At 62.4% G+C, this 25,684-nt stretch carries 21 protein-coding genes and 1 pseudogene; 9 read left to right on the plus strand and 13 right to left on the minus strand.

What is annotated here, in order from left to right; translation table 11 throughout:
* Window positions 1-821: 821 nt before the first annotated feature.
* From CH274_RS29785 to CH274_RS20055, 4 genes are all read left to right on the plus strand, one after another.
* The gene (locus tag CH274_RS29785; RefSeq protein WP_256993645.1) at window positions 822-2,090 is read left to right on the plus strand and encodes a hypothetical protein; all 1,269 of its coding nucleotides are present in this window, start codon (window positions 822-824) and stop codon (window positions 2,088-2,090) included.
* 385 nt (window positions 2,091-2,475) lie between these two features.
* Window positions 2,476-3,363, plus strand: coding sequence for a DUF4041 domain-containing protein (locus CH274_RS20045; RefSeq protein ID WP_256993646.1), 888 nt, complete (start codon window positions 2,476-2,478; stop codon window positions 3,361-3,363).
* 278 nt (window positions 3,364-3,641) lie between these two features.
* Window positions 3,642-4,355: a hypothetical protein gene (locus CH274_RS20050; RefSeq protein ID WP_143546617.1), complete on the plus strand. Its 714-nt coding sequence runs from the start codon at window positions 3,642-3,644 to the stop codon at window positions 4,353-4,355.
* Between the two features lie 28 nt (window positions 4,356-4,383).
* Window positions 4,384-5,070, plus strand: coding sequence for a hypothetical protein (locus CH274_RS20055; RefSeq protein ID WP_143546618.1), 687 nt, complete (start codon window positions 4,384-4,386; stop codon window positions 5,068-5,070).
* Between the two features lie 1,315 nt (window positions 5,071-6,385).
* Here CH274_RS20055 and CH274_RS20070 read toward each other — a convergent pair.
* Together CH274_RS20070 and CH274_RS20075 are read right to left on the minus strand one after the other, a co-directional pair.
* Window positions 6,386-6,904: a TetR/AcrR family transcriptional regulator gene (locus CH274_RS20070; RefSeq protein WP_094616736.1), complete on the minus strand. Its 519-nt coding sequence runs from the start codon at window positions 6,902-6,904 to the stop codon at window positions 6,386-6,388.
* Complete coding sequence (locus tag CH274_RS20075; protein WP_094658637.1) at window positions 6,901-7,104, minus strand: DUF5708 family protein; 204 nt, start codon at window positions 7,102-7,104, stop codon at window positions 6,901-6,903. Before CH274_RS20075 ends, CH274_RS20070 begins: the two co-directional genes overlap by 4 nt.
* Window positions 7,105-8,318: 1,214 nt before the next feature.
* On the opposite strand from CH274_RS20075, the gene CH274_RS20090 reads away from it, so the two are divergent.
* Together CH274_RS20090 and CH274_RS20095 are read left to right on the plus strand one after the other, a co-directional pair.
* On the plus strand, window positions 8,319-8,843 hold the full coding sequence (locus CH274_RS20090) for a hypothetical protein (RefSeq protein ID WP_143546619.1): 525 nt from the start codon (window positions 8,319-8,321) through the stop codon (window positions 8,841-8,843).
* On the plus strand, window positions 8,840-10,036 hold the full coding sequence (locus CH274_RS20095) for a PrsW family intramembrane metalloprotease (RefSeq protein ID WP_094658644.1): 1,197 nt from the start codon (window positions 8,840-8,842) through the stop codon (window positions 10,034-10,036). Before CH274_RS20090 ends, CH274_RS20095 begins: the two co-directional genes overlap by 4 nt.
* Before the next feature lie 204 nt (window positions 10,037-10,240).
* Here the strand turns inward: CH274_RS20095 and CH274_RS20100 are convergent.
* From CH274_RS20100 to CH274_RS20120, 5 genes and pseudogenes are all read right to left on the minus strand, one after another.
* Window positions 10,241-11,348 (minus strand): annotated as a pseudogene (locus CH274_RS20100) (hypothetical protein).
* 134 nt (window positions 11,349-11,482) lie between these two features.
* On the minus strand, window positions 11,483-11,830 hold the full coding sequence (locus CH274_RS20105) for a hypothetical protein (protein WP_094658645.1): 348 nt from the start codon (window positions 11,828-11,830) through the stop codon (window positions 11,483-11,485).
* Window positions 11,831-12,000: 170 nt separating this feature from the next.
* Window positions 12,001-12,858 (minus strand): alpha/beta fold hydrolase, encoded by an 858-nt coding sequence (locus tag CH274_RS20110; RefSeq protein WP_094658647.1) that lies wholly within the window; start codon window positions 12,856-12,858, stop codon window positions 12,001-12,003.
* Complete coding sequence (locus CH274_RS20115; protein ID WP_094658649.1) at window positions 12,855-13,874, minus strand: NADP-dependent oxidoreductase; 1,020 nt, start codon at window positions 13,872-13,874, stop codon at window positions 12,855-12,857. The genes CH274_RS20110 and CH274_RS20115 overlap by 4 nt, the downstream gene beginning before the upstream one ends.
* Window positions 13,875-13,894: 20 nt before the next feature.
* A complete protein-coding gene (locus CH274_RS20120) occupies window positions 13,895-14,608 on the minus strand; it encodes an SDR family oxidoreductase (protein WP_094658651.1) in 714 nt (237 codons plus the stop codon).
* An 85-nt stretch (window positions 14,609-14,693) separates the two neighbouring features.
* Between CH274_RS20120 and CH274_RS20125 the strand changes: the two genes are divergently transcribed.
* Both CH274_RS20125 and CH274_RS20130 read left to right on the plus strand, forming a co-directional pair.
* Window positions 14,694-15,296 carry a TetR/AcrR family transcriptional regulator gene (locus CH274_RS20125; RefSeq protein WP_094658653.1) on the plus strand — a complete coding sequence of 201 codons (603 nt, stop codon included), beginning with the start codon at window positions 14,694-14,696 and terminating at the stop codon, window positions 15,294-15,296.
* Between the two features lie 79 nt (window positions 15,297-15,375).
* Window positions 15,376-15,651, plus strand: coding sequence for a putative quinol monooxygenase (locus CH274_RS20130; protein WP_094658655.1), 276 nt, complete (start codon window positions 15,376-15,378; stop codon window positions 15,649-15,651).
* Window positions 15,652-16,919: 1,268 nt separating this feature from the next.
* On the opposite strand, the gene CH274_RS20135 is transcribed toward CH274_RS20130, so the two are convergent.
* Both CH274_RS20135 and CH274_RS20140 read right to left on the minus strand, forming a co-directional pair.
* Window positions 16,920-18,515 (minus strand): alpha/beta hydrolase, encoded by a 1,596-nt coding sequence (locus tag CH274_RS20135; RefSeq protein WP_094658657.1) that lies wholly within the window; start codon window positions 18,513-18,515, stop codon window positions 16,920-16,922.
* A gap of 22 nt (window positions 18,516-18,537) precedes the next feature.
* Window positions 18,538-19,179, minus strand: a complete 642-nt coding sequence (locus tag CH274_RS20140; protein WP_094658658.1) for a hypothetical protein — start codon at window positions 19,177-19,179, stop codon at window positions 18,538-18,540.
* Window positions 19,180-19,782: 603 nt separating this feature from the next.
* Between CH274_RS20140 and CH274_RS20150 the strand changes: the two genes are divergently transcribed.
* On the plus strand, window positions 19,783-20,424 hold the full coding sequence (locus tag CH274_RS20150) for a TetR/AcrR family transcriptional regulator (RefSeq protein WP_218829228.1): 642 nt from the start codon (window positions 19,783-19,785) through the stop codon (window positions 20,422-20,424).
* A gap of 43 nt (window positions 20,425-20,467) precedes the next feature.
* Here CH274_RS20150 and CH274_RS20155 read toward each other — a convergent pair whose 3' ends face one another.
* From CH274_RS20155 to CH274_RS20170, 4 genes are all read right to left on the minus strand, one after another.
* The gene (locus CH274_RS20155; protein ID WP_094658661.1) at window positions 20,468-22,354 is read right to left on the minus strand and encodes a S9 family peptidase; all 1,887 of its coding nucleotides are present in this window, start codon (window positions 22,352-22,354) and stop codon (window positions 20,468-20,470) included.
* A gap of 22 nt (window positions 22,355-22,376) precedes the next feature.
* Window positions 22,377-23,945, minus strand: coding sequence for an alpha/beta hydrolase (locus CH274_RS20160; RefSeq protein WP_094658663.1), 1,569 nt, complete (start codon window positions 23,943-23,945; stop codon window positions 22,377-22,379).
* 39 nt (window positions 23,946-23,984) lie between these two features.
* Window positions 23,985-24,707 (minus strand): MerR family transcriptional regulator, encoded by a 723-nt coding sequence (locus CH274_RS20165; protein WP_045196233.1) that lies wholly within the window; start codon window positions 24,705-24,707, stop codon window positions 23,985-23,987.
* An 86-nt stretch (window positions 24,708-24,793) separates the two neighbouring features.
* The gene (locus CH274_RS20170; protein WP_256993647.1) at window positions 24,794-25,480 is read right to left on the minus strand and encodes a DUF3159 domain-containing protein; all 687 of its coding nucleotides are present in this window, start codon (window positions 25,478-25,480) and stop codon (window positions 24,794-24,796) included.
* Window positions 25,481-25,684: the final 204 nt, after the last annotated feature.

The following is a 25,684-nucleotide window of genomic DNA, read 5'->3' on the forward strand; positions in this document are numbered from 1 at the left end:
ATCTAGTCGGTGGTTCGGTAGTCGCCTCCAGGAATTGACGGCTGTGCGGATCCTGTCGTTTTGGACCCGATCAGTCGCTGTGGGTATTCGACGCTGTGCCTTGGCGGGCTCTCGGGCCGACACGCTGATCCGCGCGGTCCCTGAATGTCGTGAATCCGGTTCGAGCTAGCACTGTCCTTCTCGGTCCAGGGCGGTCCGAGCGTGCCGATGCGAGAGAAGTTCGGTGTCACGAGAGTGTCACAAGTCGGTACGATCGAGCATGGACTCGTCCGGACGACGATGCACGAAAACCGTTGCAAATAAACAAATTCAAGGTCCATCGAAGTTCATGCAGATCCACTTCTAGGGACTTAAAATCCGCACAGTGTCGGTTCGAGTCCGACTGGGGGCACCAGAGTCCATGTGGATCCGTTCTCGATTGCAGCACAACGTATTTCGAGAGTGTCGATGTACTGGGTGGACGCTAGCGGATGTGTACGGACCCCGAGGAGCAGCGGATTCTGCTCGTTGTCACAGAAATCGTGCGTTCGGCCGAGTTTGTGCTGCTCAGAGCGCTTTCGCAGGAGTGGGTATTGCCTCGAGTGTCATGGCTCGGTGTCACAGAATGTCACAAGTCATCACGAACTGGACGCGTGCGGCATTAGTCCGATCTGGCAAAAGGCTGCGCCGGTGACTCGATCTGTCGCGGCGCGGCAACGTCATCCGGAAGTGTCATTCGAGTAGATGAAGGGGCCGCTGGCCGAAGTCGAAGGGCACCGGATTTGTCTGGATGGGTCGCTACAGTGCAGGAACTCGCAACGATCAGAACAGAGGTGTCACGGGTGGCGAAGCGTCGAGGTTTTTTCGCGGAGATGCAGCACCAGAACCGGCTACGCGAACAACGTGACCGCCAGCAAGCACGGGCCCACGCTCAGGCGACTGCTCGAGCGGTGCGGTTGTCGGAAAAGGCGAGGCGCGATTGGGAGCGCGCGTGCGCCTCCGCCGACCGCGCGGCGAATCAAGCTTCGGCAGCCGCGGTCAAAGAACGCGCCCGCTTGCACGTGGAGGCGCAACTGGCAGAGGTCGAGGCGCGCAACGCCACCTTGGCAGAGAAGTACGAGGCGATCGACGGCATCCTGGCGGCCACACTGGACGTGGACGATTACGTCGACCTGAACGCTTTACGACAGAAGATCGAGCATCCGCCGTTCGATCGACCGGATCTGACTACACCGACACTTCCGCCTCCACCCCTACCGCTCCCACCGGAGCCGGTCTACGTCGAACCAGCTGCACCCGAGGGTCTCGGCTCCCTACTGGGGGGACGAAAACGCCATGTAGCAGCTGTGGAGCAAGCGCAGGCGATGTACTGGCAGCAGCGACAGGGATGGGAACATGTTGTCGCTCAACGCAATCACGCCCAGGAGGCCAACGAGCGCGCACACGGTGTCACCGAAGCGAACCGGCTACGGGCCCTTTCTGTCGCTCAGTCCGAGTACGAGGCGGAGTGTGCTGAACGCCGCAAACAGGTGATGCAGGCGAATGTCCAGTTGGAACGGCTGATGGTAGGGCTGCAGGAGGGTGAACCGAATGCGCTCGAAGAGTATGTTTCCATCGTGCTCGGGAATTCGGTGTACCCGGAATGTTTCGAGGTCCAACATGACTTCTTTTTTCACGGCCAGGATCGAGAACTCGAACTGACCGTTTCAGTACCCATGCCCTCGGATCTACCGACCGAGAAGTCGTTCAAGTACACCAAAGCAAGTGACACGATCACCAGCACGCCACTACCGCTGAAGGCGCGCAAGGATCGATATGCCACCGCAGTGGCCGAGGTCGCAGTCCGCACCGCACACGAAATTTTCGAGGCGGACCGTGACGGTGTGGTCAGCACGTTGTCGATGACAGTCGGGGTCGACACCGTGGACCCCGCCACTGGCCACCCCACTCGAATCACACTGGTTGAACTGGCGACAGACCGAACTGTCTTCGAGCGGCTCAATCTATCGGGCGTTCAGGCGGCCGCTACGCTCAAGCACTTGAATGCCGGTGTATCGAAGAATCCACATGACCTGATACCCGTGGGCAACACACGGGGAGTTCGCGGGTGAGTACCTATCAGAAAGACCCTGTCTGTGATCACACGTCTAGGACGCGATGACAGGCCCAGACGACACTATCCGGGCTCTTCGAACCACTCTGGTAGCCAAAGAGCGCGAGCTCAACGATCTGTTGGATCGGCTCAAAGTGGTCGAGCAAGAACGCGACGAGGCGCGATTGCACGCTGCGCGATGGGGCTCCTCACCAGAGCCAGCTTCGGGGCCCGCGCCTACTGGCGTGGTGGAGACCGACGACCGGATCGTGTTGCAGGAGGTGGGCATCTACACCTACCAGCACCCCCTGGAGAACGCCGAGCAATTCCGTGAACGATTGGCCACGGTTCGTGACGAGATCAAGGCTGCGGTCGTCGGCGGAGGGGCCATAGTCGCGTCGGACATGTTCAGCTTCAACAACTCTCTCGTCAAAGGCCGCAAGATGACTTCGGATCTGTCGAAGCTCATGCTGCGCGCCTACAACGCCGAGGCCGACATTTGTGTTCGTACCATCCGGGCGGGAAACCTCGCGACGGCCGTGAACCGTCTGGAGAAGGCTGCCGCGACGATCGCCAAGCTCGGAGACATGATGCAGATGCATGTCGCCGAGACCTATCACAGGCTTCGGGTAGAAGAACTCGAGCTCACAGCCGACTACATGATGAAAGTACAGGAAGAAAAACTCGCTCAACGTGAAGAGCGCGAGCGTCTCCGAGAGGAACGCAAGGTCGAGCAGGAACTGGCGGCGCAGCGGGAAAAGCTCGACAAGGAACGAGCGCACTATCAGAACGTGCTCGACTCCCTCGCCGGCCGCACCGATGCGGAGTCTCAGCGTATTCGAGACAAGTTGGGCGAACTCGACCAGGCCATCGCACAGAACGACTATCGTCGTGCCAACATTCGCGCTGGCTATGTTTACGTGATCAGCAACCGCGGTGCATTCGGACCGGATGTGGTCAAGATCGGTATGACGCGGCGGCTCGAACCGATGGACCGGGTCCGCGAGTTGGGGAGCGCCTCGGTACCGTTTCCATTCGATGTGCACGCGTTGTACTTCTCCGACGATGCCGTTGCCCTGGAGGGAGCGCTCCACGCTGCTTTCACGACTCGTAGACTGAACCACGCAAACCTCAGGCGAGAATTCTTCTTCGCCGAACCCGGCCAAGTGCGAGAGGTGTTGGCTCAGAAAGTGGGGAACCTGTTGGAGTACACGGAGGAACCCGAAGCGACGCAGTACTTTCAGAGTCGTGGTTCCTGGCCGACCAGCGTGCTGTCGCGGCCGGAAGTGTGATCAAGGCTTGGTTGGTGTCCGGTGAAACCGGCGCCAATAACGCTGTCCTGGTGCGCCCTTAGTACATGACGTTTCGTTCGTCGAGGCTGCACATGCATTGCTTTTCGTTGTGCTCGGAAGTCCGGGCGTGTTTACTGGTGTCTGGTGATCTCGCGCCCGTCGGCTTCGTTCGGCGGTTTCCCTAGTGCGCGGGCTTTCATATGTGGTTGCAGGAAGTCGAGGGTCGAACCCTCGAACAATTCGTGTACGACGGCGGGTCAGTGGCCGGTGCAGATTCGATGCGGCGATTACCGCCGTTCCATCGAGATCTGTTCGACGACTTTGTCTTCACCGCGTCGGCGGTAGCGGTGGGGGAGAGCGACTGGAGTAGATTCCCTATCGCGTGTATGGGCTATCTGTCTGCTGTCCACGGTGATCTTGCGTTGGTGCCGCCGCTGATCCCACCCGATACCGCGGCTGTGGTGGCGGGGGTGCTTTCCCGATTCACAAGGTTCAGATCCGGTGACAAGCGCGTCGCGGACGGGTCGCGCATCAACGAGGAACAGTATCGACTTGCCGAGGAGTTGTTCTTCGGTCTCGGTGCTGATCGTGGAGACGGCGTATGCGCGGCGGGGGCGCGTGCGCACAGCCGGATGTTGTCGGCGCGCATCGCGGACGGGTTCGTCCACCCGGCGATTGGGGCTCACCTGTGGAGTGATGTCCCCGCCGCACCGATGGCGCACCCGAACAGCGGTCCCGAGATCACCGTGCTCGAATCCGTGCAGACATTCGTCGCGACGTGGCGCGACTTCCCGGCCGAACGACCAGGCACCGAACGCGACATACTCACCGCCGCAGGGTGTGTGGGTTGGGCGGGCGTTGTGGCACCGATGGCTGCCGGTGACTCCAGCGGGTGGTTCGTACGCTCACCCGAGGGTGCTGGGACCGTCGGGGCTGAGGGCACTGTCGTTGGTGACCATGCCTCGGTCGATGCGGGCGATGACCCGGAATGAGGCCGGCGTCGTACTCAGTGATCGTGCAGTGACGGCAAACCGTCTCGGCTCCGGTACCGGCCGGGGAGGCTTCATCGCTCTTGTCGGTCAACTCGTCGATGCGATCGACCGGCAGGATCGGTGGGCAGTGGCGCGCCGCGCGACAGGTCGTTTGCTCGACGAGTTGTTGTCCGGGCAGTACGACGAATACTTCGGGGTGCATACCACTTCGGCGGAGTGCCTCGGTCTCGACAATGCGCCGGTTGTGCTCGTCGACGACGGTCTGGCTATCGTCACTGCGCCTGTGATGCGCCGACACGTCGGTGTGGTGGGTGCCGTGTCGGCGCTTCTGGTGCAGGCCGAGGGTCGTGATGGCCCGTGGTTGGTGGCGTCGTTGACGCAGGACACGCTGTTGGACAGTGCGTTTCGGGGGCGGGTTCAGCACGAGGCGTTCGAGATCGACGCTGACCTCGAGATCATCGCTGCCCATGGTCCTCTCGATGCTCGCGCATCATCTATCGACTGGGTCGACGGCTCGGTGCTCCTGCGGCAGAGCGACACCGGTGTGACGACCGTTGCCGATGCGCGCGCCGAGGCCGCGACGTGGCCGCGGGAGAGTTGGCACTGGCTCGCCGACGACGGTCTCACGTTCGCGGGGTTGTATTTGCGTAGGTGCCACCCGGAACTGGTGCGTGAGTTCCCGCACCGCCGCGCCGGAGGTCGACGCCATGACTGACGGGATTTGTCCGACCGATCCGATGAACGTGCCGGCGGCGACCGCTCCGGGCGAGCTCACCGCCGCGCAGATGGACGACGTCCGCATGGCGGCGCACTTCGGGCGTCGCAGCCATCTCGCCGTGATCACGAGATTGCGCAACCACATTGAACTGCTGGTCACTTCTCGAGGCCGTTCCGATGATCGACTGGGTCCGCACGAGCGTCTTCAGGGACCAGCGTCACGGGACGAGACGATCCGCGTTGTCGTCGCGTGCAGCTTTCGTCCGTACACCGACGATCTCGGCACCTTCCCGCCCGAGACCGGACCGGTCTTCGTACGGGTGCGTGTTGTCGGTCGACGACTACCGCCAACGGAACCTCCGCTGCGGACTGTCGGTCCTCCGGATGCACCGAGCCCGGTGACCGAAGCGGAGGGTTGGGTCCGTGCCGCGCTCGGTGTAAGTGGGCCGACTACGCCTACGAATACAGCGACCACCGAGAACCGACTGCTCCGGCGGCTTGGTTCCGGTTCGGGGTGATCCTCGACCGCACCGCCGCGCCGATGCTCGCGCCCGATAACTTCGACTGTTCTCGGATCGACGGCCCGACCGAGAACGGCGTTCGCAAACTCGCGCCCAGTGCGGGCAATACGTTTCTGCAACAACATCTCTCGGAAGCCGGTCCGTATGCGGCTACCGCCCGTTATCTTGACCCGAGGACAACTGCCGACGGTAGATGGCGAGTCCGTGTCGACAGCCACAGCGCCTACCCCGCCACCCTCGATACGTTCACTGCTCTCGCGAACAGGCTCCGTATCCGCGGTGTGGTGGACACCCGCTTCGTGCCGCTCTCGCTCGACCTCGAAGGCAGGACTGCAACGTTGGTTTACCAGCTCACCGGCAGCCCTGCTCTCTACGACGCCCACGTACCCATCCCGACCAAACCTGAACTGCGCGTACCGCCGACTGACCAAACGTGGGGCGCGCGGTATGGATATCACCCGCCGGTCTTTCACTCACGGCCGATCAATGGGCGTCCGGCCTGTGTGCATTCTGGAGTGAGATGGTGGCCTATGGACGCATCGGCGACGTACGTGCTCCATGGGCAGGGCGGGGGTAGTGTCGACGCAAATTTCCGTCAAGGTTCCTTGACGGCGCGGTAACTGAGGCCCGACTGCCCGGATCTACCGTGTGGTTATCGATCATGCGGACCGATCGAGCACATGGAGTCGGATGACCGACTCCTGGATGAGTGGACCTTCCGAACCGCGAGGCCGGTCAGGCTGAACTATTTTCAGAACCAGCCGGTACACTTCACCAGCCACCGGCATCTCTTCACGAGTTCGATTCGAGGGAAGCTATGTAGGGCTCGAGCGTCCGCTCGACGAGCACGTGCCGTTCTGATCGAGGCAGCATCAGGCACTGCACGGTGAGCCCATCGATCAGCGCGAAGATCTGCGCGGCTTGAAGTTCGGAGAATTTCTGGCCGACGAACCATTGGCGAATTTCGCAGTCGAGCTTCGCCGAGGCTGCAGCCAGTTGAGGGTCGACAGCCGAGATGGCTGCATACGCAAGCCAAACAAGCGCACGGCGTTCGCGCCGATCGTCGAGGGGGAGCCACTGCTTCACGAAGTCCGTAAGCGTGCCCGGCCCCGCGGCCTCCACGTCCGCAAGGAACTGCTCTCCTGCATAGTCGAAGCCGGCGCGCACCAATTCGTTCTTCGTCCGGTAGTAGTACTGCACCTGCGCGGGCGACACTCCCGCCGCGGCGGCGACACTACGAACGCTCAAGGCTCCGATGCCTTGTTCGGCCAGCACTGTCAGCACACCGTCGAGAAGTCGAGCTTCCTTCATCTGCCGTGCTGTCGTCGTCTGGATCCGAGCCACGACCAACCGGTCACGGCGACCTCGATTGCGCCGAGCGCCGCGATCACCACACCGGCCTGACGAAGCCCAACGATGGGTGTCTCTACGTCACGGAAAGCGAAGAACAGCACTAAACCTCCCATGATCATGACTGCTCCGACGGCTGGTGACGCAGTGTGCTTGCCCATTGTTTCCTCCTTCTCTGTACGAGCGTATTGTACGAATGTACAGTCAGTTTAGGATGGCAGTCAACAGCTCGGTCGGACGGCTGAGCCCAGAGTGAGTGGCACACCTCGGCGTCGACGCCCCTGCGTGAGCGGAGGCGCTCGTGCGAGCGGGTGAAGTCAAACTCCTTTGTCGAACAACGCTTTCTAGCGTCCACTGGTAACCCTCCACATCGGAACTCGCCCTATTCCCGCGGGCATCGTGGCCTCAACAGGAGCTGCCGAACTCCGATCGGGCAATTGGTTTCGCCGACGACACGAGAACGAATCCCTGTGGCAAGGCATCGACCTGATGGCGTGTTGCCGAGACTTGAGCAGCTTGCGTGCTCGTATCACCGTCCGTGGAGGCGATGACGATGAATAGCGAACGGGGATCGTCGGGTAGTCGAACCACGGGGTCGGCCGTCCAGGGACCTTCGGGCGCAGCCAGGGATACTTGAACGGACCCCGATCGCGGCTTCGATGCGTGCAGCTCACCAAGGGTTGTGTTCTGCTGGTCCTGGGCATCTCGCAGCAAGCAATTGTGTCACAGGAACTCCTTAGCTCTTGGCGTTGGTCATGGCGTCACGCGTACCTCAGGGCCGGGACAGTTCGACAACGGTCGCCGAACGAAGCCACTTCGGGGGAGGTGTACGCGTTGTTTTCGTTGCGCCGCAAACTGATAGGCCCGACGCAGTACCTCTGCGACGATCAGATTCGGAGGTGGCTTGACGGGTCGCCGTTGCACAGATAAAAAGACCGAAACCGGATTCTCAGCGATCGAACCGGGGGATCAATCGATCACGGGCGCGAATACGGGACGTTGTGCCGGTAACGACGGTGCCAAAGCTGTTACGGACCGCGCTATCTCGCTGGAAATCGACTTTCGTCACCCCACGGAAAGATTGTCCGTTGGCCGAATTGTTCGACAGTGCTGAAGCATTCGCCTACTTGACTATGGTCCTGGCATCAACTCCGCCAGGATTTGTTCAACCGTCGATGACTCCACAAACTGGTTCATGATCTGAAATAGTGATGGCTATCATCCAGTACAAGGAAGGTCTACTTAGACCGTTGACACGGACGACAAACCGCGGCAGCACAGGGCGCATCGGCACCGCCCGCCCGTCGACCATCGATTCCTGGGCTTCGACACGCGCGTATTCCCGTACGCACTGGTCATTCTCACTGTGTGGCTGGTGTGGGCCGTCATCGTCCCGGCCGTCGACTCGGCAGTATCGAGTGAAAATCCCACGGTTGCCGGAGACAGAATCTCCGTCACCGAGACCTTGTCTTTCGTCCCGGCGGCCGATTGGAACATCGATTCGGGCTTCCGAGTCGGTGAGCGCGGTGCCGACCCGACTTCGTTCCCGTCTGTCGGATTGACCCGCAGCAGCGTGAATTTCTCGGTCGTAGCCGACTCGTTCGACGGAACGCCGGACGAACTACTGACACAAATCGACGCGGTCAGCGCAGGCGAAACCGGCTACTCGTTCCTTGCGATCTCGGGGGCACGGCGCAACGTCGTCACCGACGGTGGGCTCACAGGTGTACAGGTCGATTTCAACACTCCGACCTCCGCCGGATCGGTCACCACATTCGTCGTCGACGGCACCGGAATACGAGTACAGATCGTGGGCCCGCCCGATCAGATCGCCAATCGAAGTCAAGAATTGCAGGACATGCTGTCCAGCATCGGAACAACCGAGGGGGAGCAGCGATGAGCACCGACCTCGTGAATGTACGTGCGGCGGCACTGGAGAAGACCGCGTGGGGCGAGAAGTTTCGTTTCTTCCAACCGCGCAACATCGTGTTCTGGATGTTCCTGTGGCTGTGCGGAACGGGTGTCGTCAAGGCATGGCAGATGCTCTCGCCGCTCTCCGGATACTTCGGACGTGCGCTGCTCATCGCCAGCATCATCGGTGTGATCAGCGCGGTGATCTGGGGTTGGTGGTTCCGTCACGTCGACCGATACGAACGCCAACCCGTCAACCTTGTGCTCACCGGATTCGTTTGGGGCGCAACAGCAGCAACGTTTGCCATCGCGGTACAGGCCAACGACGCGCTCGGCTCGTTGTATGCCAAGTGGTTCGGTCAGGTCTGGGCGCAGGACTGGCATGCCGGACTGTCGGCACCGTTCGTCGAGGAAACCGCCAAGGGCGTCGGGATCGTTGTCCTGATCGCGCTCGCGCCGAGGTTGGTTCGCACACCGACCGATGGTCTGCTGCTCGGTGCATTCATCGGCCTGGGATTTCAGACCAGCGAGGATCTGTTGTACTCGATCTCGGGCGCGACACAGGGATTCGGCTCGCATCAAACCGACGGCCTCATCGGGTCCATCGCAACTCGCACCTTCTCGGACATCGTCTCGCACCCGCTGTTCACTGCATTGTTCTGTGCAGGGGTCATCTATCTACTGGGCAGTCCAGCTCAACCGAGGCGAATCGGGCGCGGCATAGCTCTGATCGTTGCTCCGATCGTCGTTCACGCTGTGTGGGATTCGATGACGGCGCTCGCCGGCGGCACTGCTGTCGTCGTCGTTGTGCTCATGGTGGGAGATTTCCTCTTCGCTGTCACTGCGTTGTGGATCGCTTTCGTCTGGGCCCATCCGCGGGAGGCGCACTTCGTACGCGATGTTCTCGGTCCGGAAGTCGACGCAGGAGTTCTCACCGATGACGAAGTGACAGCAGCGGGAGGCTGGCGGCAACAGCGTCAGTACGTGAAAGCAAGCACCGATCGAGCAGACAAGAAGAAGCGCCGTCACCTCGTTCGCGCCGCACTCGATCTCTGTGCGGATCTCGCAGTCAGCAAAGGTCTCGACAGTGACAGAGTCGTTCATTCACGGGCCGAGATCGCGCGCCTGCGCGAGGGCACCAAGGCGGACCCGCTGACCTCGGATCGACTCGCGTCGAACTGATTGGCCCAGGCGGGGACCGCATCGCGGTCGGCACGCCGTCGACCAGGTGCTCTCGCCGGCCGACAGTGCGGACAATGATTCGGTCAACCGAGATTGACGCTGCGACAACTGCCGTTCGCGCTGTGAATGCGGCCACGGGCTAGGTGATGCTTGTGTATCGCGAGGGGCGTTACCTGCAGTACAGCCATGGTCGCCGATGGACGGTCATTGCGCCTTGGTCGAGCGTTTCTGTGTCTGCTCGTCGAGGCGTTGTCGTTGCCGGATCCCGTAGGCGGCGTCGGTGACGGCGGTGTCGTCCTCGAGTCCTGAACCGAGTGCACCGCCGATGGTGGCGATCGATGCCAGCAGCCAGGCGAGCGTGAGGTAGTCGGAGAAGCTGACCGCATGTCCGAGCGTGCTGGACAGCAGCGGAGGGGGTAACGCGATCGATGCGGTGAGCAGAAGCAACCCGAACAAGGCGACGTGCAGAACGAGGACACCGATGACCAGGGTGACGACGGTGGCGGTGTTGTACAGCACGGATCGCTCGCGCTCGTTCGGCGATGTGGGCCGCTCCCACAACTGGTGATCGAGGACCAGCCACAGAACCATGGCCGTGATCGACAGCAAGGTTGCTGCGCTCATGCGCCACGGGCCCATCGTGTCGGCGAACTGCCAGATCGTGTTCGTCGCCAAGGCGAACGCACCGGTGGCGAATGCGCCGACGAGAACTTTCGACAGCCCGGTGACCAGTCGCCACGGCCGGTTCGCACGCACCATCCCCGACAGCAACCGCAGCCGTCGCAGACCCCGGGGAGCGAAATATCGCGTACCGCTGTCGATCTGCTGGGAGGGAAATCGCCGCTGCGCACCGGCCGGCGCGAGTGTCGGTTCACCGAGGACGAACGCGATCGCGAGTTCGGCGACGGCACGCACCCGGTCCTCGATGCGAATCCCGCCGACGGCGGCGATGGAGACGAGCGCGAACAGATGTGCGGCGCTGACGTCGGCGACCACCGGCACGGTGTCGTCGCGCCGCGGTAGATCAGTGAGGTAGACGACGACATCGTCGTTCTCCGCAGACGCCATCGACTGCGTCGATGGCGTCTGCGAAGTCGGCCTGCTCATCGGAGAGGTACGGCTCGCTGCGCACGGACACAGTCCATCGGCGCTCGTTGCGGTCTCGGTGTCGCAGGCGTTCCGGCAGCTTTTTTGCGAGCTTGTGAGCGAGAGCAGTGGGTTTGCCGGGGTCGGCGATCAGCAGGACCGAGATGGCCTCGGCAATTTCAGGTGGTCCTGCTCGTGGCCCTTGATCGTGTTCGTTACCCGACATCGTGTGAGCGTACGCGCGTCTACCGGCTGAGGGTGCGGAACTGCAGCAGGCGGCACACAGAGCCCGCGGGACACTGTCGTGTCCATGAATTCGATTGTTGCTCAGAGGGATTGGAGACGGTATCGGCGCATCCGCTATCGACTTGATGTATACGCGCAGCGCAGCTTGCAGGTCACCTTGATGCCACACCACCGCCACAGACCCGTCCGCGTCAGGTACGAGATGCGGGCGGCGTAGAGAATCGACAGGTACCGCCCATTCGTCGTGTGCATCAGCATGTCGAGGTCGCCCGGCAAAACCCGAAATGTCGCGTCGATCGAATCCAAGACGAGCGCCGGCTCGCGGGAGCGCGACACCGGGATCATCGCCCGCACCCATCGCAGCGCCATCAGCACCTCGATCTCCCGTCGTCTTCGCTCACCCAGGCTTTCGATGTCGTGTTCATCGTGGAGGACATGAACCGACGGCGACAGGGTCAACAAGGCGCGTGAGAGGTGCGACCGGTCTGCACGGCGCGCAAGTGCACTGGCGAGTCAGGGCATGCCGCGTTGGGCTCTGCGAGCGAGTCGAACGCAGACACCTTCCAGGACTATCTTTGCAGTGCGTAGGGACGGGATGGTGACGCGGCAAGACTTCGGTGCGTGAGAAACGGTCAGCGATTGAGGAATTCGACCACACGGGGTGCGAACTGCTCGTGGAACTGAAAGATGCCGCCGTGTCCGGAGTCGGGGTAGATGACGAGTTCGCTGCCGGCGATGCGTCGGTGCATGTCTTCGGACAGGACGCTGGGCACCATACGGTCGTTGTCTCCGTTGGCAATCAACGTCGGTTGGGTGATCTTGGACAGATCGGACGGTGCCGACCGACCGTATTTCTTGATCGCGGACAGTTGCGTGCGAAACGCCGAGATGCTGACGTCCTTGTCGCGGTTGTGGGTGCGCTCTTTCAAGCGTTCGACGAAAGCCTTGCCCGCGCGCTTGCCGGTTGCGTTGCGGTTGAAGAACAAGAACTCTTTCGGGTCCGATCGGGTGAGTGTTGCGCGCAGGATGTCCCAGTAGGTGACGCCGGCGACCTTGTCGATGTGCTGTCCACCACGGGGTCCGGTTCCGGTGAGGACGAGTTTGCGGACGAGTTCGGGGTGCTTGACGGTGAGGTCCTGGGCGATCATTCCGCCGAGTGAGAAGGAGAAGATGTCGACGGTGTCGAATCCGAGTGCACGTATGAAGGTGTAGGCGTCGGCGGCGGCCTCCTCGATGGTGCTGGGGACCCTGCCGGAGGATGCACCGACGCCGGTGTTGTCGAAGGCTATGACGTGTCGGTTCTGGGCGATGGGATCGACGATGCGCGGATCCCAGTTGTCGAGGTTCGCGGCGAGGTGGACGAAGAACACGACGGGGATGCCGCCCGTCGGTCCGAGTTCTCGGTACGAGAATGTGGTGCTGCCGGCGGTCACCGAACGGACAGGAGCCTGCGCGTAGGACCTGATGATCGAGGTGTTGTCGTTGCTCATTGGTCTTTGGCTTTCTGGTTGTGGGGGAGGGTGACGACGGTTTTGCCGCGGACCCCGCCTTGGCCGAGTACACGCAGGGCCTGCGGTGCCTGTTCGAAGGGATAGGTGGCTCCGACGACGGGGCGGATGGTGCCGTCGTCGACCAGTGCTGCGATACGGCGGAGCTGTTCGCCGTCGGAGTGCATGAACATGAACTGGTAGTGCACACCCAGTTTCCGAGCCTGTTTCCGGATCTTGCGGCTCAACGCTGTGATGGCCAGTCGTAGAACGGGATTGAGGCCGGCGTCGCGGGCGAAATCGGGATCGGGAGGGCCGGTGATGCCGATGGCCTTGCCGCCGGGCTTCAGGACGCGCAGGGACTTCTCGAGGTTGTCACCGCTGAGGCTGTCGATGACGAGGTCGTATCCCGAGAGGAGGGTCTCGAAATCCTTTGTGTGGTAGTCGATCACGAGGTCTGCACCGAGGTCGTGCAGGAAGTCGGCGTTCGAGGCACTCGCGGTGGTGGCGACGGTCGCTCCCAGGTGCTTCGCCAATTGGATCGCAACGGTGCCGACTCCGCCGGAGCCGGCGTGGATGAGGACTTTCTGGCCGGGTTGTACCTTGCCGTTCTCGACGAGAGCCTGCCAGGCGGTGAGAGCGACGAGTGGGAGCGAGCCGGCTTCGGCAGTGGTCACCGTCGTGGGGCGCAGCGCGATGTCCGTTTCCGCGATGGCGACTCGTTCGGCCAGCGTGCCGACGTGGTCGGTGCCGACCCGCGAATAGATCTCGTCGCCCGCGGCGACGCTGCGCACTTTCGCTCCGACCTTCAGGACGGTGCCGGCGACGTCGTATCCGAGTGTGCGCGGAAGCGAATACGGCAGGATCTGTTTGAACTCGCCCAGACGGATCTTCTCGTCGAGTTGGTTCAGTCCGACGGCCTCGACGCGGACGAGGACTTCCTTCTCGCCGATGGTCGGCTCTGCGACGTCGCGGAGCTCGAGAGGCTGCTTGTACTTGGTGAGAACGAACGCTTCCATGGTCGACTTCCTATTTCGGATCAGGCTTCGCTGGAACGCAATTGGGGGTACATGGCCTCGATGGGCCCACTGAGTCCGGCCTTCACTCCGGCGGTGAGGTCGTCGGCGACAACCTCGAACCGATCTGCTTCGACGGCGTCGAAGACGGACCGCACCAGTTCCTCGGGGGTCAGTTTCGGTCCGTCGGCGTGGGCGGCCATCGCCGTGTCGACGTAACCCATGTGCACGCCGGTGACATGCACCCCGCGAGGTGCGAGTTCGAGTCGAAGTGAGTTGGTGGCCGACCACAGGGCGGCCTTCGATGCGCTGTATGCGCCGCCGAACGCGGCCCAGCTCGCCACCGAGTGGAGATCGACGAGTGCGGATCCCGAGTGTGCGGCGAGGATCGGGGCGAATGCGCGGGCGAGCAGGACGGGGCCGAAGAAGTTGGTGTCGAAATTGGCTCGAATGTCGGCTTCGGTGACGTCTAGCAGACTTGCGCTGGGTGGGATCGCTCCAGCGTTGTTGATCAGTACCGTGACGTCCGGGGCGTCCTGCACTGCGCCGGCGATGGAGGTCGGGTCGGTGACGTCGAGGGTCAGTGGGACGATGCGGTCGTCGTCCCAGGTGCGCGGCGAGCGAGCTGTGGCGTAGACCTTGCGGGCACCGCGTTCGAGGGCGTCGTGCACCAGCTGGGTGCCGATCCCGCCGTTGGCACCGGTGACGAGTACTACTGAGTTGGAGAGTGTGGGCATGCTGTGTGCTCCTGAGTGTGTACGCAACAAGGTTGACTATACTTATAACTGAGTGCAATCAGAAATATTCCTGGAGGGGTTGTCGATGTCGAGTCCCCACGACGGGCCTGTGAGCCGGCGGGAGCGGAACAAGCAGGACAAGCTCGCGCGCATCACCGCGGCGGCGAGCGAACTGTTCGCTGAGCGGGGGGTCGACGAGGTGACGACGCAGCAGATCGCCGAGAAGGCGGACATCGGGACCGGAACGTTGTTTCTGTATGCGAAGACGAAGGGTGAGCTATTGCTCCTGGTCCAGAACTCGACGTACGGTGAAGCTCTCGAGCGCGGTCAGGCGGCGGCGTCAGTCATCGAGGACACGCTCGATGCTGTGATGGCTGTCGTGCAGCCCGTTGTCGAGTGCAATCGGAAGCAGGTCGACAACGGGCGAACATACTTGCGCGAGATCGTGTTCGGTAATCCGGAAGAGCCGCATCACGCTGTTGCTCTGGGACTGATCGCGGAGACAGAGGGCGAGATAGCCTCGATCCTGACGCGCGACGGCACCGTCGCCCCACAACGGGCGGCTCTGGCAGCCCACGTCGTGTCCGCCATCATGTTCGCCGCCATGGCCGCGACGATCAACGTCGACAAGTCGGTCGAGGACGTGGTAGCCGAGATCGAGGCCCAGGTCGCTGTGCTCCTGACCTGAGCAACCCCGTCCGCGGAAATTTCGTCTGTATCGATGGATCCGGCGGTGACTTATCGGCGTGGATATTGTCCTTATCCACATGATCATCGTTGCCGGATACCTCACCGTGAACCCGACCGACCGCCAGCACTTTCTCGACGACTGCGCCGAGGTGGTCCGCGTCGCTCGCGCCGCCCCCGGGTGCATCGACTTCGCACTCGGGGCGGACCTCGTCGAACCAGCTCGAATCAACGTGTACGAACGCTGGACGACCGAGCAGCAGATGCACGACTTTCGCGGATCCGGTCCGGACCCCGAGCAGACCGCCGCGATCATCGCCGCCGACGTTCGCGAGTTCACGTTGCTCGACGCATAGCTCGCTCCAGCCGGCTTCGACTCACTCGGCTACCGGACGATCCATGCTTCCGACGTCGAAGAGAATGTAACTGGGCCAACGCAACCAAACAACGAAAACTGCTGCAGCACAGAATATGCAGACGTCTACGTGATATTATCCGTCGTATCGGCAGTCTCCTCTAGTCGGTCGTGCGTACTCGCCTCCAGGATGTGATGACGGTGCGCAAACTGTCGTTTCCGCGATGTCGTGGGCACCATCTGGTCGGTGTTGAAGATTAGTTAATCGTTCGGCTTCGCCGGCATCATCGCCGCCAGCAAATTCCCAACCTCCTTTTTTGACATCGCTGTGTATCACCGCGACGGCCTCGTGGTCCGGCTCCGCAACTTCAGGACGGATCGCGCAGGTAGCCGGGTAGTGAAATCCCGGCCGCACAGTGGCAGTGACGAAACCTGCCCATTCGACACCGAAATGCGCAAACGCGGTGGAGCCTCCAGTTGCACGGTCCTAGTGACTCGAAGGCGATGTGGGTTCGTGACGACTGAGACTCGTTGTCACGGGCCCGCACGCAGCCTCGATCGTCAGGACGCTCTCCGTCCACCCGATACCGTGGCTGTCCGGCACCGATCGGGACTGTCCGGTGTCGGAGGATCGGCGGCAGTTCGGTGTCACGAGAGTGTCACAAGTCGGTACATTCGGACATGGAATGGCACAGACGGTGATGTACGAAAAACGTTGTGGGTAAACAACTATCGAGTCCAGTGTAGTTCAGGTGAATCCACTTCGAGGGACTTAATCCGCACAGTGTCGGTTTGAGTCCGACTGGGGGCACCAGAGTCCATATGGATCCAGATTTCTGGATCGGGACAGTGCTTTCGGGTGGTTGCGTGGACTTCGGTGGCTTCCCACAGATCTGAGTGGACAACCGAGACAGCGGATTTCAGATCCGCGTACTCACTTCCCATCGTAAAAACTTCGTACTCGTGAAGGTCAGGCCTTAGTTTCCTGGCGGACCGTTTTCTTCGCGTGTGGCTCGGTGTCACGAGGCTGTCACAACTGGACCTGGCTGAACTGTTCAACCTCCTCGACTCCCCCGGCCTCTCATCTTCACTCATCGAAGAATTTGCCACTGTTCCCGCCACGGTAAGCACGAACCCAGCGAGGATGATCCATGACGCGCAGCCGAGGCGTGCGGCAGTCCACGCCGATGCGATTGCGGCAGTTCGCGATTGATTGCCGGTACGGCTGAGCCATCGAGCGGATCACGGCCGCTCGATGGCTCAGCAGGGTCAGATGGTGCAGCGCGCACCTTCATCCGGCAGTTCGAGATCGATCAGGTAGTCGGCGACCGCTCCGTCGACACAGGCGTTGGCGGAGATGATCGTCCCGTGCTGGTTGGCCTCGACCGTGAGCAACCGCGCCCCGAGGGTGTCGGCCAGGCTGATGCCGCCCTCGTGAGGCGTCACGGGGTCCCCGGTGGCCGAAACCACGAGCACCTCGGGAAGCCCGTCGATGTCGGTGGCGTAAGGGTATCCGAGTGTTGGCTCGGCCGGCCAGAACTCGCACCCGTCCTGCACAGGGGGAGTGGATCCGGGGTCGAGGAACGGCACTGCCTCGTTGAGATCGTGGCCGAGCTGGGTCATCTCTTCTTCGGTGAACCGTTCCTCGTCGAGGCAGTTGATGGCGAAGAGCGCCTCGAACGAATTGGTGTACTCCCCATTGTCGGACCGGCCGTAGTACCCGTCGCGAATCGCGAGGAGAGCGTCGGGTCGTCCGGCTTCGAGCTCCGTCAGCCCCGCGATGATGGCGGGCCAGCTGGCTTCGGAGTACAGGCCGGAGACAATGCCTTCACCAGCGGCGAGGAAGCCGACCTCTCGTCCGTCGGCGGCCACCAGCGGCTCCTCCTCGAGAGGTTGGAGGAGCTCTTGCGCTGCGGCGGTCGCCTGCGCCGGGTCGGTTCCGAGCGGGCACGCGGCCTGCGTCATGCAGAAGTCGGCGAAACGCTGGAACGAGGCCTGCAGTCCTTCACTGAGCTGGATCCTGCGATCCGCGGTGTCCATGAGCGGATCCACCGCGCCGTCGAGAACGAGAGCACGGACATTGTCGGGGAACATCTCGGCGTACACCGAGCCGAGTCGAGTGCCATAGCTGACTCCCGCATAAGTCAGTTTGTCGTCGCCGAGCGCGGAGCGGAGCACATCCATGTCGCGAGCGACATCCCGGGTCCCGAGATGGGCGAGTACCTCTTCGCTTCCGGAGCCGTCGGCGCATTTGTCGACGATGGCGCGCGCGGATTCTTCGGTCCACTCGCCGAGAGCCGACAGGGGTGCGTCGGCGTCGCGCTCCTCATCGGAGTAGCAGTCGATTGCCGGTTGGCTGAGACCGACTCCGCGGGGATCGAAACCGACGATGTCGAAGCGCTTGGGTATCGGGCCTCCCGTCCACAGGGCATTGACGAGCGGGGCGAGCGTCGTCCCCGCCGCTCCGGGACCGCCCGGGTTCAGCAGGACGGAGCCGATCGGGTTGTCGTCGGTGGCGGAAATGCGCGAGACGGCGATCTCGATGGTCGTGCCGTCGAGGTTCTCGTAATCCATCGGCACCGTGAGCATCGCGCATTCCGCCTTCTTTGCCGCCTCAACGATCTCGGGAACGGGAGGCTGGGAGTCCACGATGCCGGCATCGCACGCCCCGAACTCGAGCTCCTGCTTCATGAACCGGTCAAGGCCCACCTCGCTCTCGCTGTCAACATTGTTGGGTGCCACACCGGAGCATCCGGCGAGCAGGAGCACTGAGGCAGCAGCGGCAGCCGCCGCCATCACCGGCTTCGGCCATCGCCGTCGTTCGTCGTCCTTCGGTCGGACATCTGTGGGAGTCCTGTGGGTCATGGTGGTGTTCCTTCGGTTGGGATCAGCTCGCGAGTTCGTCGATCCAGCTCGATCGCATCCGTAGAGCTCGCTCAGTGCTGCCGATGACAGCGGCGAATCCGATGAGCAGGTTGACGTGGAGCGGCAGTCGGATGGGTGAGGTGAACACTCCGATCGAGTCGGCGATGGGGGGAATAAGAGAGAGGGATGCGATGATCTGCGGCACCTCCACGCAGAGGCCGCCGATGACGAACACGATCGAGATGAGACCGATGACGCGGCTCGGACCGGGGTGCCGGTGGTGCAGTCGAGCGCGGCGCCCCTCTGCGGATGCGGGATCGGGAGTCAGCTGCTGTTCGGTGCCGTCCTCACGCACGTAATGGCAGCGCTTGAGCCCGAATCCAGTGGCCGCGACCTCGATGCGTCCTCCGGGGACGGGGAAGCGGGTCGGCATTTTCGCGTACGACTGCAGTGCGCCGTCGACGTAGAGGCGAGCGCGCACCTCACCGTCCTTTGCGTCACCCATGTGCCGCACATCGACTGCGTAGACCGACGTCGTGCTGTCGGGTGCGGTGAGATTGATCGACCGGAGCGATCTGCCGAACATCTGCCACCAGCGGTACCGGCGGAGCGGTTCACCCGATCCGGCGCGAATGCGGCGGTAGCGCCACTGGTTGATTCCCATCTGCTCGATCCTCGATCTTTCTAGTACAGCGTGATAGTCGATGATGACGCTAGCACACTGTGATGGAACATGGTCGCGGAAATGCAGACGCGAATGCTGAGGAGGAGCAACCAGGCGCGTGCCCAGATCCGCTGGGCCGCAGCGATGCTGGGCGAGACACCCACGGTGTGCTCGAGCATGGCTCTACAGAGCGCAACGTAAGTCGCCGTGGTCGGCAATCGCGTAACCGAGCGGTACTTCGAGCGTCGTGCATTCAACCCTGGCGTCGGCAGTGCCTGTGGCAGCAGGGTCGCACGAAGAGAAGTCGAGCATTTGCTGTTCGTAACGTGTCGGTGCAGGCGAAGGCTGCGGCTCGACCGGGGACGGTGCGCTGCACGAGGTGAGTGCCCGGAAACCGGCCATCGTCACTGCGGCGGTTTCGAGCATTGCCGTCCGGCGGCCCCGATCCTTCTGGCTCCGGTGAGATCGACTGTGAAGCATCGTAATTCCTCCCTCAGATGCTCGGCGGCGTAGGTGCGAGCGCTGTGTGGTTCTCGTCCAACGACGCCACTAGCACAGCGTGATAGATGGCTTGAGGTATCACGCTGTATTAGGGTCGGGAAGGTGTCGGACAATGTGGAAACTCGAAACAGCGAACCCAGCACCAAGGACCGAATTCTGATCGCAGCCGCGACGATGGTGTCCGAGGATCCGGGTACCCGGATCAGCGTCCGAGCGGTCGCCGCGCGAGCAGGGGTCAGTACCGGATCACTGCGTCACTTCTTTCCCACGCAGCGAGCGTTGATGGACGAAGTCGCCGCGGGAATCACCGGACTGGTGGCGAGCAAAAATGTCATCGAAGACGCCACTGTGCCTGCCGAGGAGCGACTGTTGGCGTGTATGCAGCAGGTGTTGTCGGCCACCGGGACCGGTGAGCAAGCCCGAGATACGTGGCGACGGACATTCGGCACCTACCTCAGCGCGGAGCTCAACGCCGATGCCATCGACACGTATCTCGCTTTCAGCGCGGCCGGACTCCGGCACATAGAACACTGGCTGGACGTCCTCCACAAAGAAGGTGCCCTGCCGCCGGGTGATAACACCCAGCGCGCCGCCTATCTCAACGTGATACTGGACGGGCTCTCCGTAGCACGAGCCCTCCCGACCGACGCTGCTCGACTTCGCTCGGAAAAAGACGTTCTGCACCACGCCATTTCGATGCTTTTTAACACCGCTGCACCCATACCGAAGGGCGACTCGGACTGACTTCGACGACGAGCTTCCGATCCACATCCACTGTGCTTCCGCATCATTGCTGACTGCGGCCGCCGAGGTGTTGGGCGAGAAATTTTTCCACCGCGCGGTAGTAGCGAATACTGTTCTCCGGGTTGACGAATCCGTGGCCCTCGTCGTCGAACACGAGGTAGTCGACGTCGACGCCACGTGACCTCAGGCGCTCGACGACGTTGTCCGATTCTGCCTTGACGACCCGAGGATCGTTGGCACCCTGTGCAATCAGGAGTGGCGCGCGTATCGCGTCGAGCTTGGAGATGGGGGATCGTGCGAGCATGTCGGCCAGCTGATCGGGGTCGGCGGGGTCTCCGACGAAGCGGTGCCAGCTGTTGATGATTCCCGGGCCGATGAAGGCCGGTTGGGTGCGCATGAAGTTCGACAGGTCCGAGATGCCGACGCAGTCGATCGCCGCGGCAAACGTGTCGGGGGTGAACGATGCGCCCACCAGCGCCGCATAGCCGCCGTAGGAACCACCCATGATGGCCACTCGCTCGCGATCGGCGTATCCCGCCTCGACCGCCCAGTTCACTGCATCGATCAGATCGTCGTGCATCGCGCCCGCGAATTGGCCGACCCCGGCGTTCGTGTGCGCTGTGCCGTATCCGACGGACCCGCGAAAGTTGACCTGCAACACTGCATATCCGCGGTTCGCCAGCATTTGCGCGATGGGATCGAAGGTCCACGAATCCCGATACCAGGGGCCGCCGTGCACCAACAGAACCATTGGCAGACTCTCGGGTTGCACGCCTACCGGAAGCGTCAGATACGACGGCAGAGTCAGCCCGTCACGCGCCTGGACGTTCACCGGTGCCATCGGGGCCATGTCTCCGGGATCCAGGTGTGGGTAGGGGCGGAAGAGTCGGCGACTCGATCCGGTGTTGTGATCGTAGTAGTAGGTGACGGACGGATCGCGGTCGTGGACGAAGCTGACAATCCACTTCTGTCCGCTCTCGTCGGAGGACAGTGCTCCGATGTCACCGTCGAACAGTTGCTCCAGATTCTTCAGGATGTCTGCGAAACCCGGTTCCAATGCATGGATCACCTGGCGTTCTCCCAGGTACCGAACACCGATGAGCTCTCCGGTTGCACTGTCGCAGATCAGCGGTGGCGAGGTCTGCTCGACGGCTCGTCGCGCACCGTCGAGTTCGAGTGTCGGGTGACTGTCGACGACGGTCTCCTCGCCGGTCTCCAGGTCGAGTCGAATCAGATGGGCCAAGTCGCGCCCGCGGTTGGACCCCAGCCACATGCCGGTACCGTCCGCAGTGATCTGCATCGGGCTGATGCCCATCGGGTAATCGGTGCCATCGAACGAGGCCACCGTGGCTTCTGCACCGGACTCGTCCAACCGGGTGATGTCGATGGTGCCGTCGGCGGTCATCGCGAAGACGAACACCTTGCCGTCGGCACCGAGCATCGGATACCGGCCGACGCCCGGGCTCTGCCGGATCATCGTCAGTTCACCTGTGGCGATCTTGATTTCGTACAGATCGAACTCGGCGATGCTTCTCGCATTGATCAGGACGGTATACACCCCGGCCCGACCCCGCACCGGTTCGATGGCCACTGCGCGGGAACCGGGAAACGGCGTCAGATCTACTGCCGCGGCATCGGAATCCTCCAGGTCGACGCGGAACACGTGACTGTTCTCGTCACCACCGGTGTCCTGCAGATACAGCAGCCAGCGGGGGTCGTCCGTCCACCGGAAGTCGTGCACACTGCGAGTCTCGTCGGCTGTGACGCAGCGTGGTTCGCTTCCGGGCAAGAGGTCCTCGATCCACACGTTCAGACGGTTCTTCCACGGCGCGAGAAACGCCAGCCTGGTGCCGTCCGGTGACAGCGTGGCACCGGAGCGAACGGGTGGGCCGAAGAAGTCCTCGACCGAGATCAGTGGAGGTGCAGTCATGATTCGTCCTTTCGTTCAGCTGTTATAGAGCGCAGCGGGCGTCGGCCGGTGGGGATTGGAGATCGACGAGGTAGCTGGCGACTATGTCGTTGACGCAGGGGCTCGTTGCGCCGAACGCCACGGTGTGTTGCTCGCCGTCGACTGGAAGAAGCGAGCCGCCCAAGGTGTTCGCCAAGTTGACGCCTCCCTCGTACGGTGTGGACGGGTCTCCGGTGATCGAGATGGTCAGTGTGTCGGGTAGTCCGTCGATGTCGGTGGCGTAGGGGATGTCGAGAGTCGGTTCCGCAGGCCAGAATTGGCAGGGGTCTCGTGCGCCGTCCGGTCCGAGGCCTGCGTCGGTGAACGGTGCTATCTTCTGGATCTGGCGCTTGAGGTCCACTTCTTGTTCCGGAGTGTTGCGCTGTTCGTCCATGCAGTTGATCGCGTAGAGCGCCTCGGAGAAGTTCGGGACGGTGCCGTCGGCGTCGCGTCCGCCGAAGATATCGTTGATCTTGAGAAGCGTATCGGCCTGTCCTGCTTGGAGTTCGGCGATGCCCTTGGTGATGACCGGCCATGCCGAGGAGTCGTAGAGCCCCGCGATGACGGCCCCGTAGGCGGCGTCGAAGTCCATGATGCGGCCATCGCCGGTGACTATCGGATTGTCGATCAACGGTCTGACGATCTGTTGAAAGTTGTCGACGGACTTGCTCGGGTCGGTGCCCAGCGGGCAGTCCGGTGCGCTTGCGCATGCGGCGGCCATGTCGTCGAAAGCTTTCTGGAAGTTGGCGTATTGGTAGATCCTGCGCTCTGCGGTGCCCTGGCCCGGATCGATTCCGCCGTCCAGAACCATCGCGCGCACGTTCTCCGGGAACATCTCGGCGTAGACCGCACCGAGTCGCGTTCCGTAGCTCTGGCCGAAGTAGCTCAGGGTGTCGTCGCCGAGCACGGCCCGGAGAATGTCCATGTCGCGGGCAGCATCTCGGGTGCCGATGTGTTCGAGGACGTCGTCGCCGCCGGATCGTTCGGAGCATTGGCTCACCAGCTGTCGTGCACTGTCCTCGGTGAGGGTTCTCGAGCCGGTGAGGACCGTGGTGTAGGCCTGTCCTGCCTCGTGTTCCTCGTCGGTGAAGCAGTCGATGGCCGGTGTGGACGCACCGACGCCGCGGGGATCGAATCCAATGAGGTCGAATCGTTCGGTGAGAGGGCTCTGCGCCCAGGTGGACGTCGCACCTGATGCCGCCATGCTCATTCCCGGCCCACCTGGTCCGCCGGAGTTGAGCAGGAGCGAGCCCACTTTCTCGCCGCGTGCGGGTGCCTTGAGCAGTGCGATCTGCGCCGTGCGCCCGTCCGGATCGTCGTAGTCGAGTGGCACGTCCACGCGGGCGCACTCGAATCCGGGGTCACTGGAAAACAGTTGCTCGTCGGTCGTGGTGGTGCCGTAGCCTTCGCACGGCTCGAATGTCACGCTCTGGTCGTAGAACTGCTGCAGATCGGCCGACAGCTCAGAGTCGGCGTGCGGTTCCGGCGGCGACTGGCTGCAGGCACCGAGCAGAAGCATCGACGCTGACACTGCAGCGAAGAGTTTCGCTCTCCTGTTGTCGAATAGGGGCATGGTCGGTCGACTCCTGTCGAATTCTATTGTGCTGATGTACTATTCGGGATCGGTAGCGTTGAGTGCCGCGACCTGTCGCAGTACGTCGCGTTGGGCGGGGTTGTACAGGTCTTCCACGGCGACTGCGAGTGCGTGAGTCACCCGTTGCCTGTCGCCGCCGGTTTCTGTGTCGGCGAACAGGGCTGGGAAGCGAGTAGCCAGCCGGCGAACGTGCGGGGCCATTCGTTCGGCAAGATCCCGGGTGGTGGCGCTGTCGGCGTCGGCCGGCAGGTCGTCGAACTCTGGATCTGTGGGCAGCTGCGGAGTGGACCGCAGTAGGTCATGGTAGGCGTCGAGGGCCGTGGGGCTCAGTACGGTGCTGGCGAAGGTGATGAACTGCCGGTCTGCTGTCGTCAGATGTGCTGCAGCAGGACCGAGTTCGGGCGGCAGATCGGTCGGAAGGGAGTCGTGGAGAAGCATCGCGATCTCCAACCGTGCTCTCTGCAGGCGCTCGATCGTCGCGCCGAGTTCTGCATCCAGGGTGCGCAGTGCCTGTTCCGGATGGTCGCGTCCGTCACCCTGAGCGGCTATGTCGGCCAACGAAAATCCCAGTGCGGACAGGCGTTTGATCTGCAGCAGCCGTACGAGATGCGTGACGCTGTACTGTTTGTAGCCGTTCGAGGCACGCTCGGGCTCATCGAGTAGTCCGACATCGTGGTAGTGCCGCACCGACTTGAGGGTGATGCCGGCGAGATCGGCGATCTGCCGAGTGCTCCAGCCCATGTCGCTCTCCTCCGGTTCGATCAGGTCGCAATCAGTGTCGACTGTGACCTAACGGCATAGTCAAGGGACAACTCGTCCTGCAGGGGCTACGCAGGGTTCGAGTGAACCAACTGCGCTGTGGAGCGACGGAAGGCCCAGACGGTCACGAGCACTGCTGCTGCAAGTAATGGGGTGCCCATTGCGATCCGAGCAAACGCGAGCCACCCGGTGGCATCGGTATCGTACAACCAGTCCTGAACGACGTAGCGGGCACCGAACAAAACGGTGAATGTCGATGTCGCGATGTAATGGGCGCGGGCGACCGAGCGATTGGACCGCCACGTGTACTCGTTGCCGTGCAGCGCATTCCATAGCAGTCCGGTCAACGGTCGTCGTGCCAGTATCGAGGCCAGCATCAGCGCTGCGCCGGCCAGGCTCAGCCAGATTCCGATGAGGAAGTAGCCGCCTGCCGAACCTGTCCAGGCGGCGATACCGCCTGCGACGACGACACCCAGCAATCCGCCACTGGCCTGCGCGAACGGCTCGCCTCGTCGGACGCGAAGAACAGTGATCACCAACGCTATGGCGATCGCGACGCCAACGGCGATCGGAAGGGGCACCAGAGCGTTGGCGGTGACGAAGGCCACGACCGGAATCGCGGTGTAGATCATTCCGTTGGTTCCGCCGAGGCCGTCGAGCAGAAGCTCTGTGGCATTGACCGTTTCAGTGGTCTTGCGACCGGGAACTGTCTGCGTCTCGTTTTTGTCGTCCGATGTCGATTCCGGCCTGTTCATGGTGACCTCCTCGTCGATGCTTCGGTTCGCTCTGTGCATCCCCTACTGTCGTCTCGGCGACCGGGGCACAACAGTGCGCACAAACATTGGAAATGGTGACAACATCACCGTCGGGACATGACGGATGTCATGTCCTGGCAGTGTGACCATCAGGTCGGTGGCCCGAGAACAGCGTCGACTGTGCAAGAGAGCGTTGTGGTTTTG

The sequence above is a fragment of the Rhodococcus sp. 06-418-5 genome, from assembly GCF_002258285.1.
In the GTDB taxonomy this organism is placed as follows: domain Bacteria; phylum Actinomycetota; class Actinomycetes; order Mycobacteriales; family Mycobacteriaceae; genus Rhodococcoides.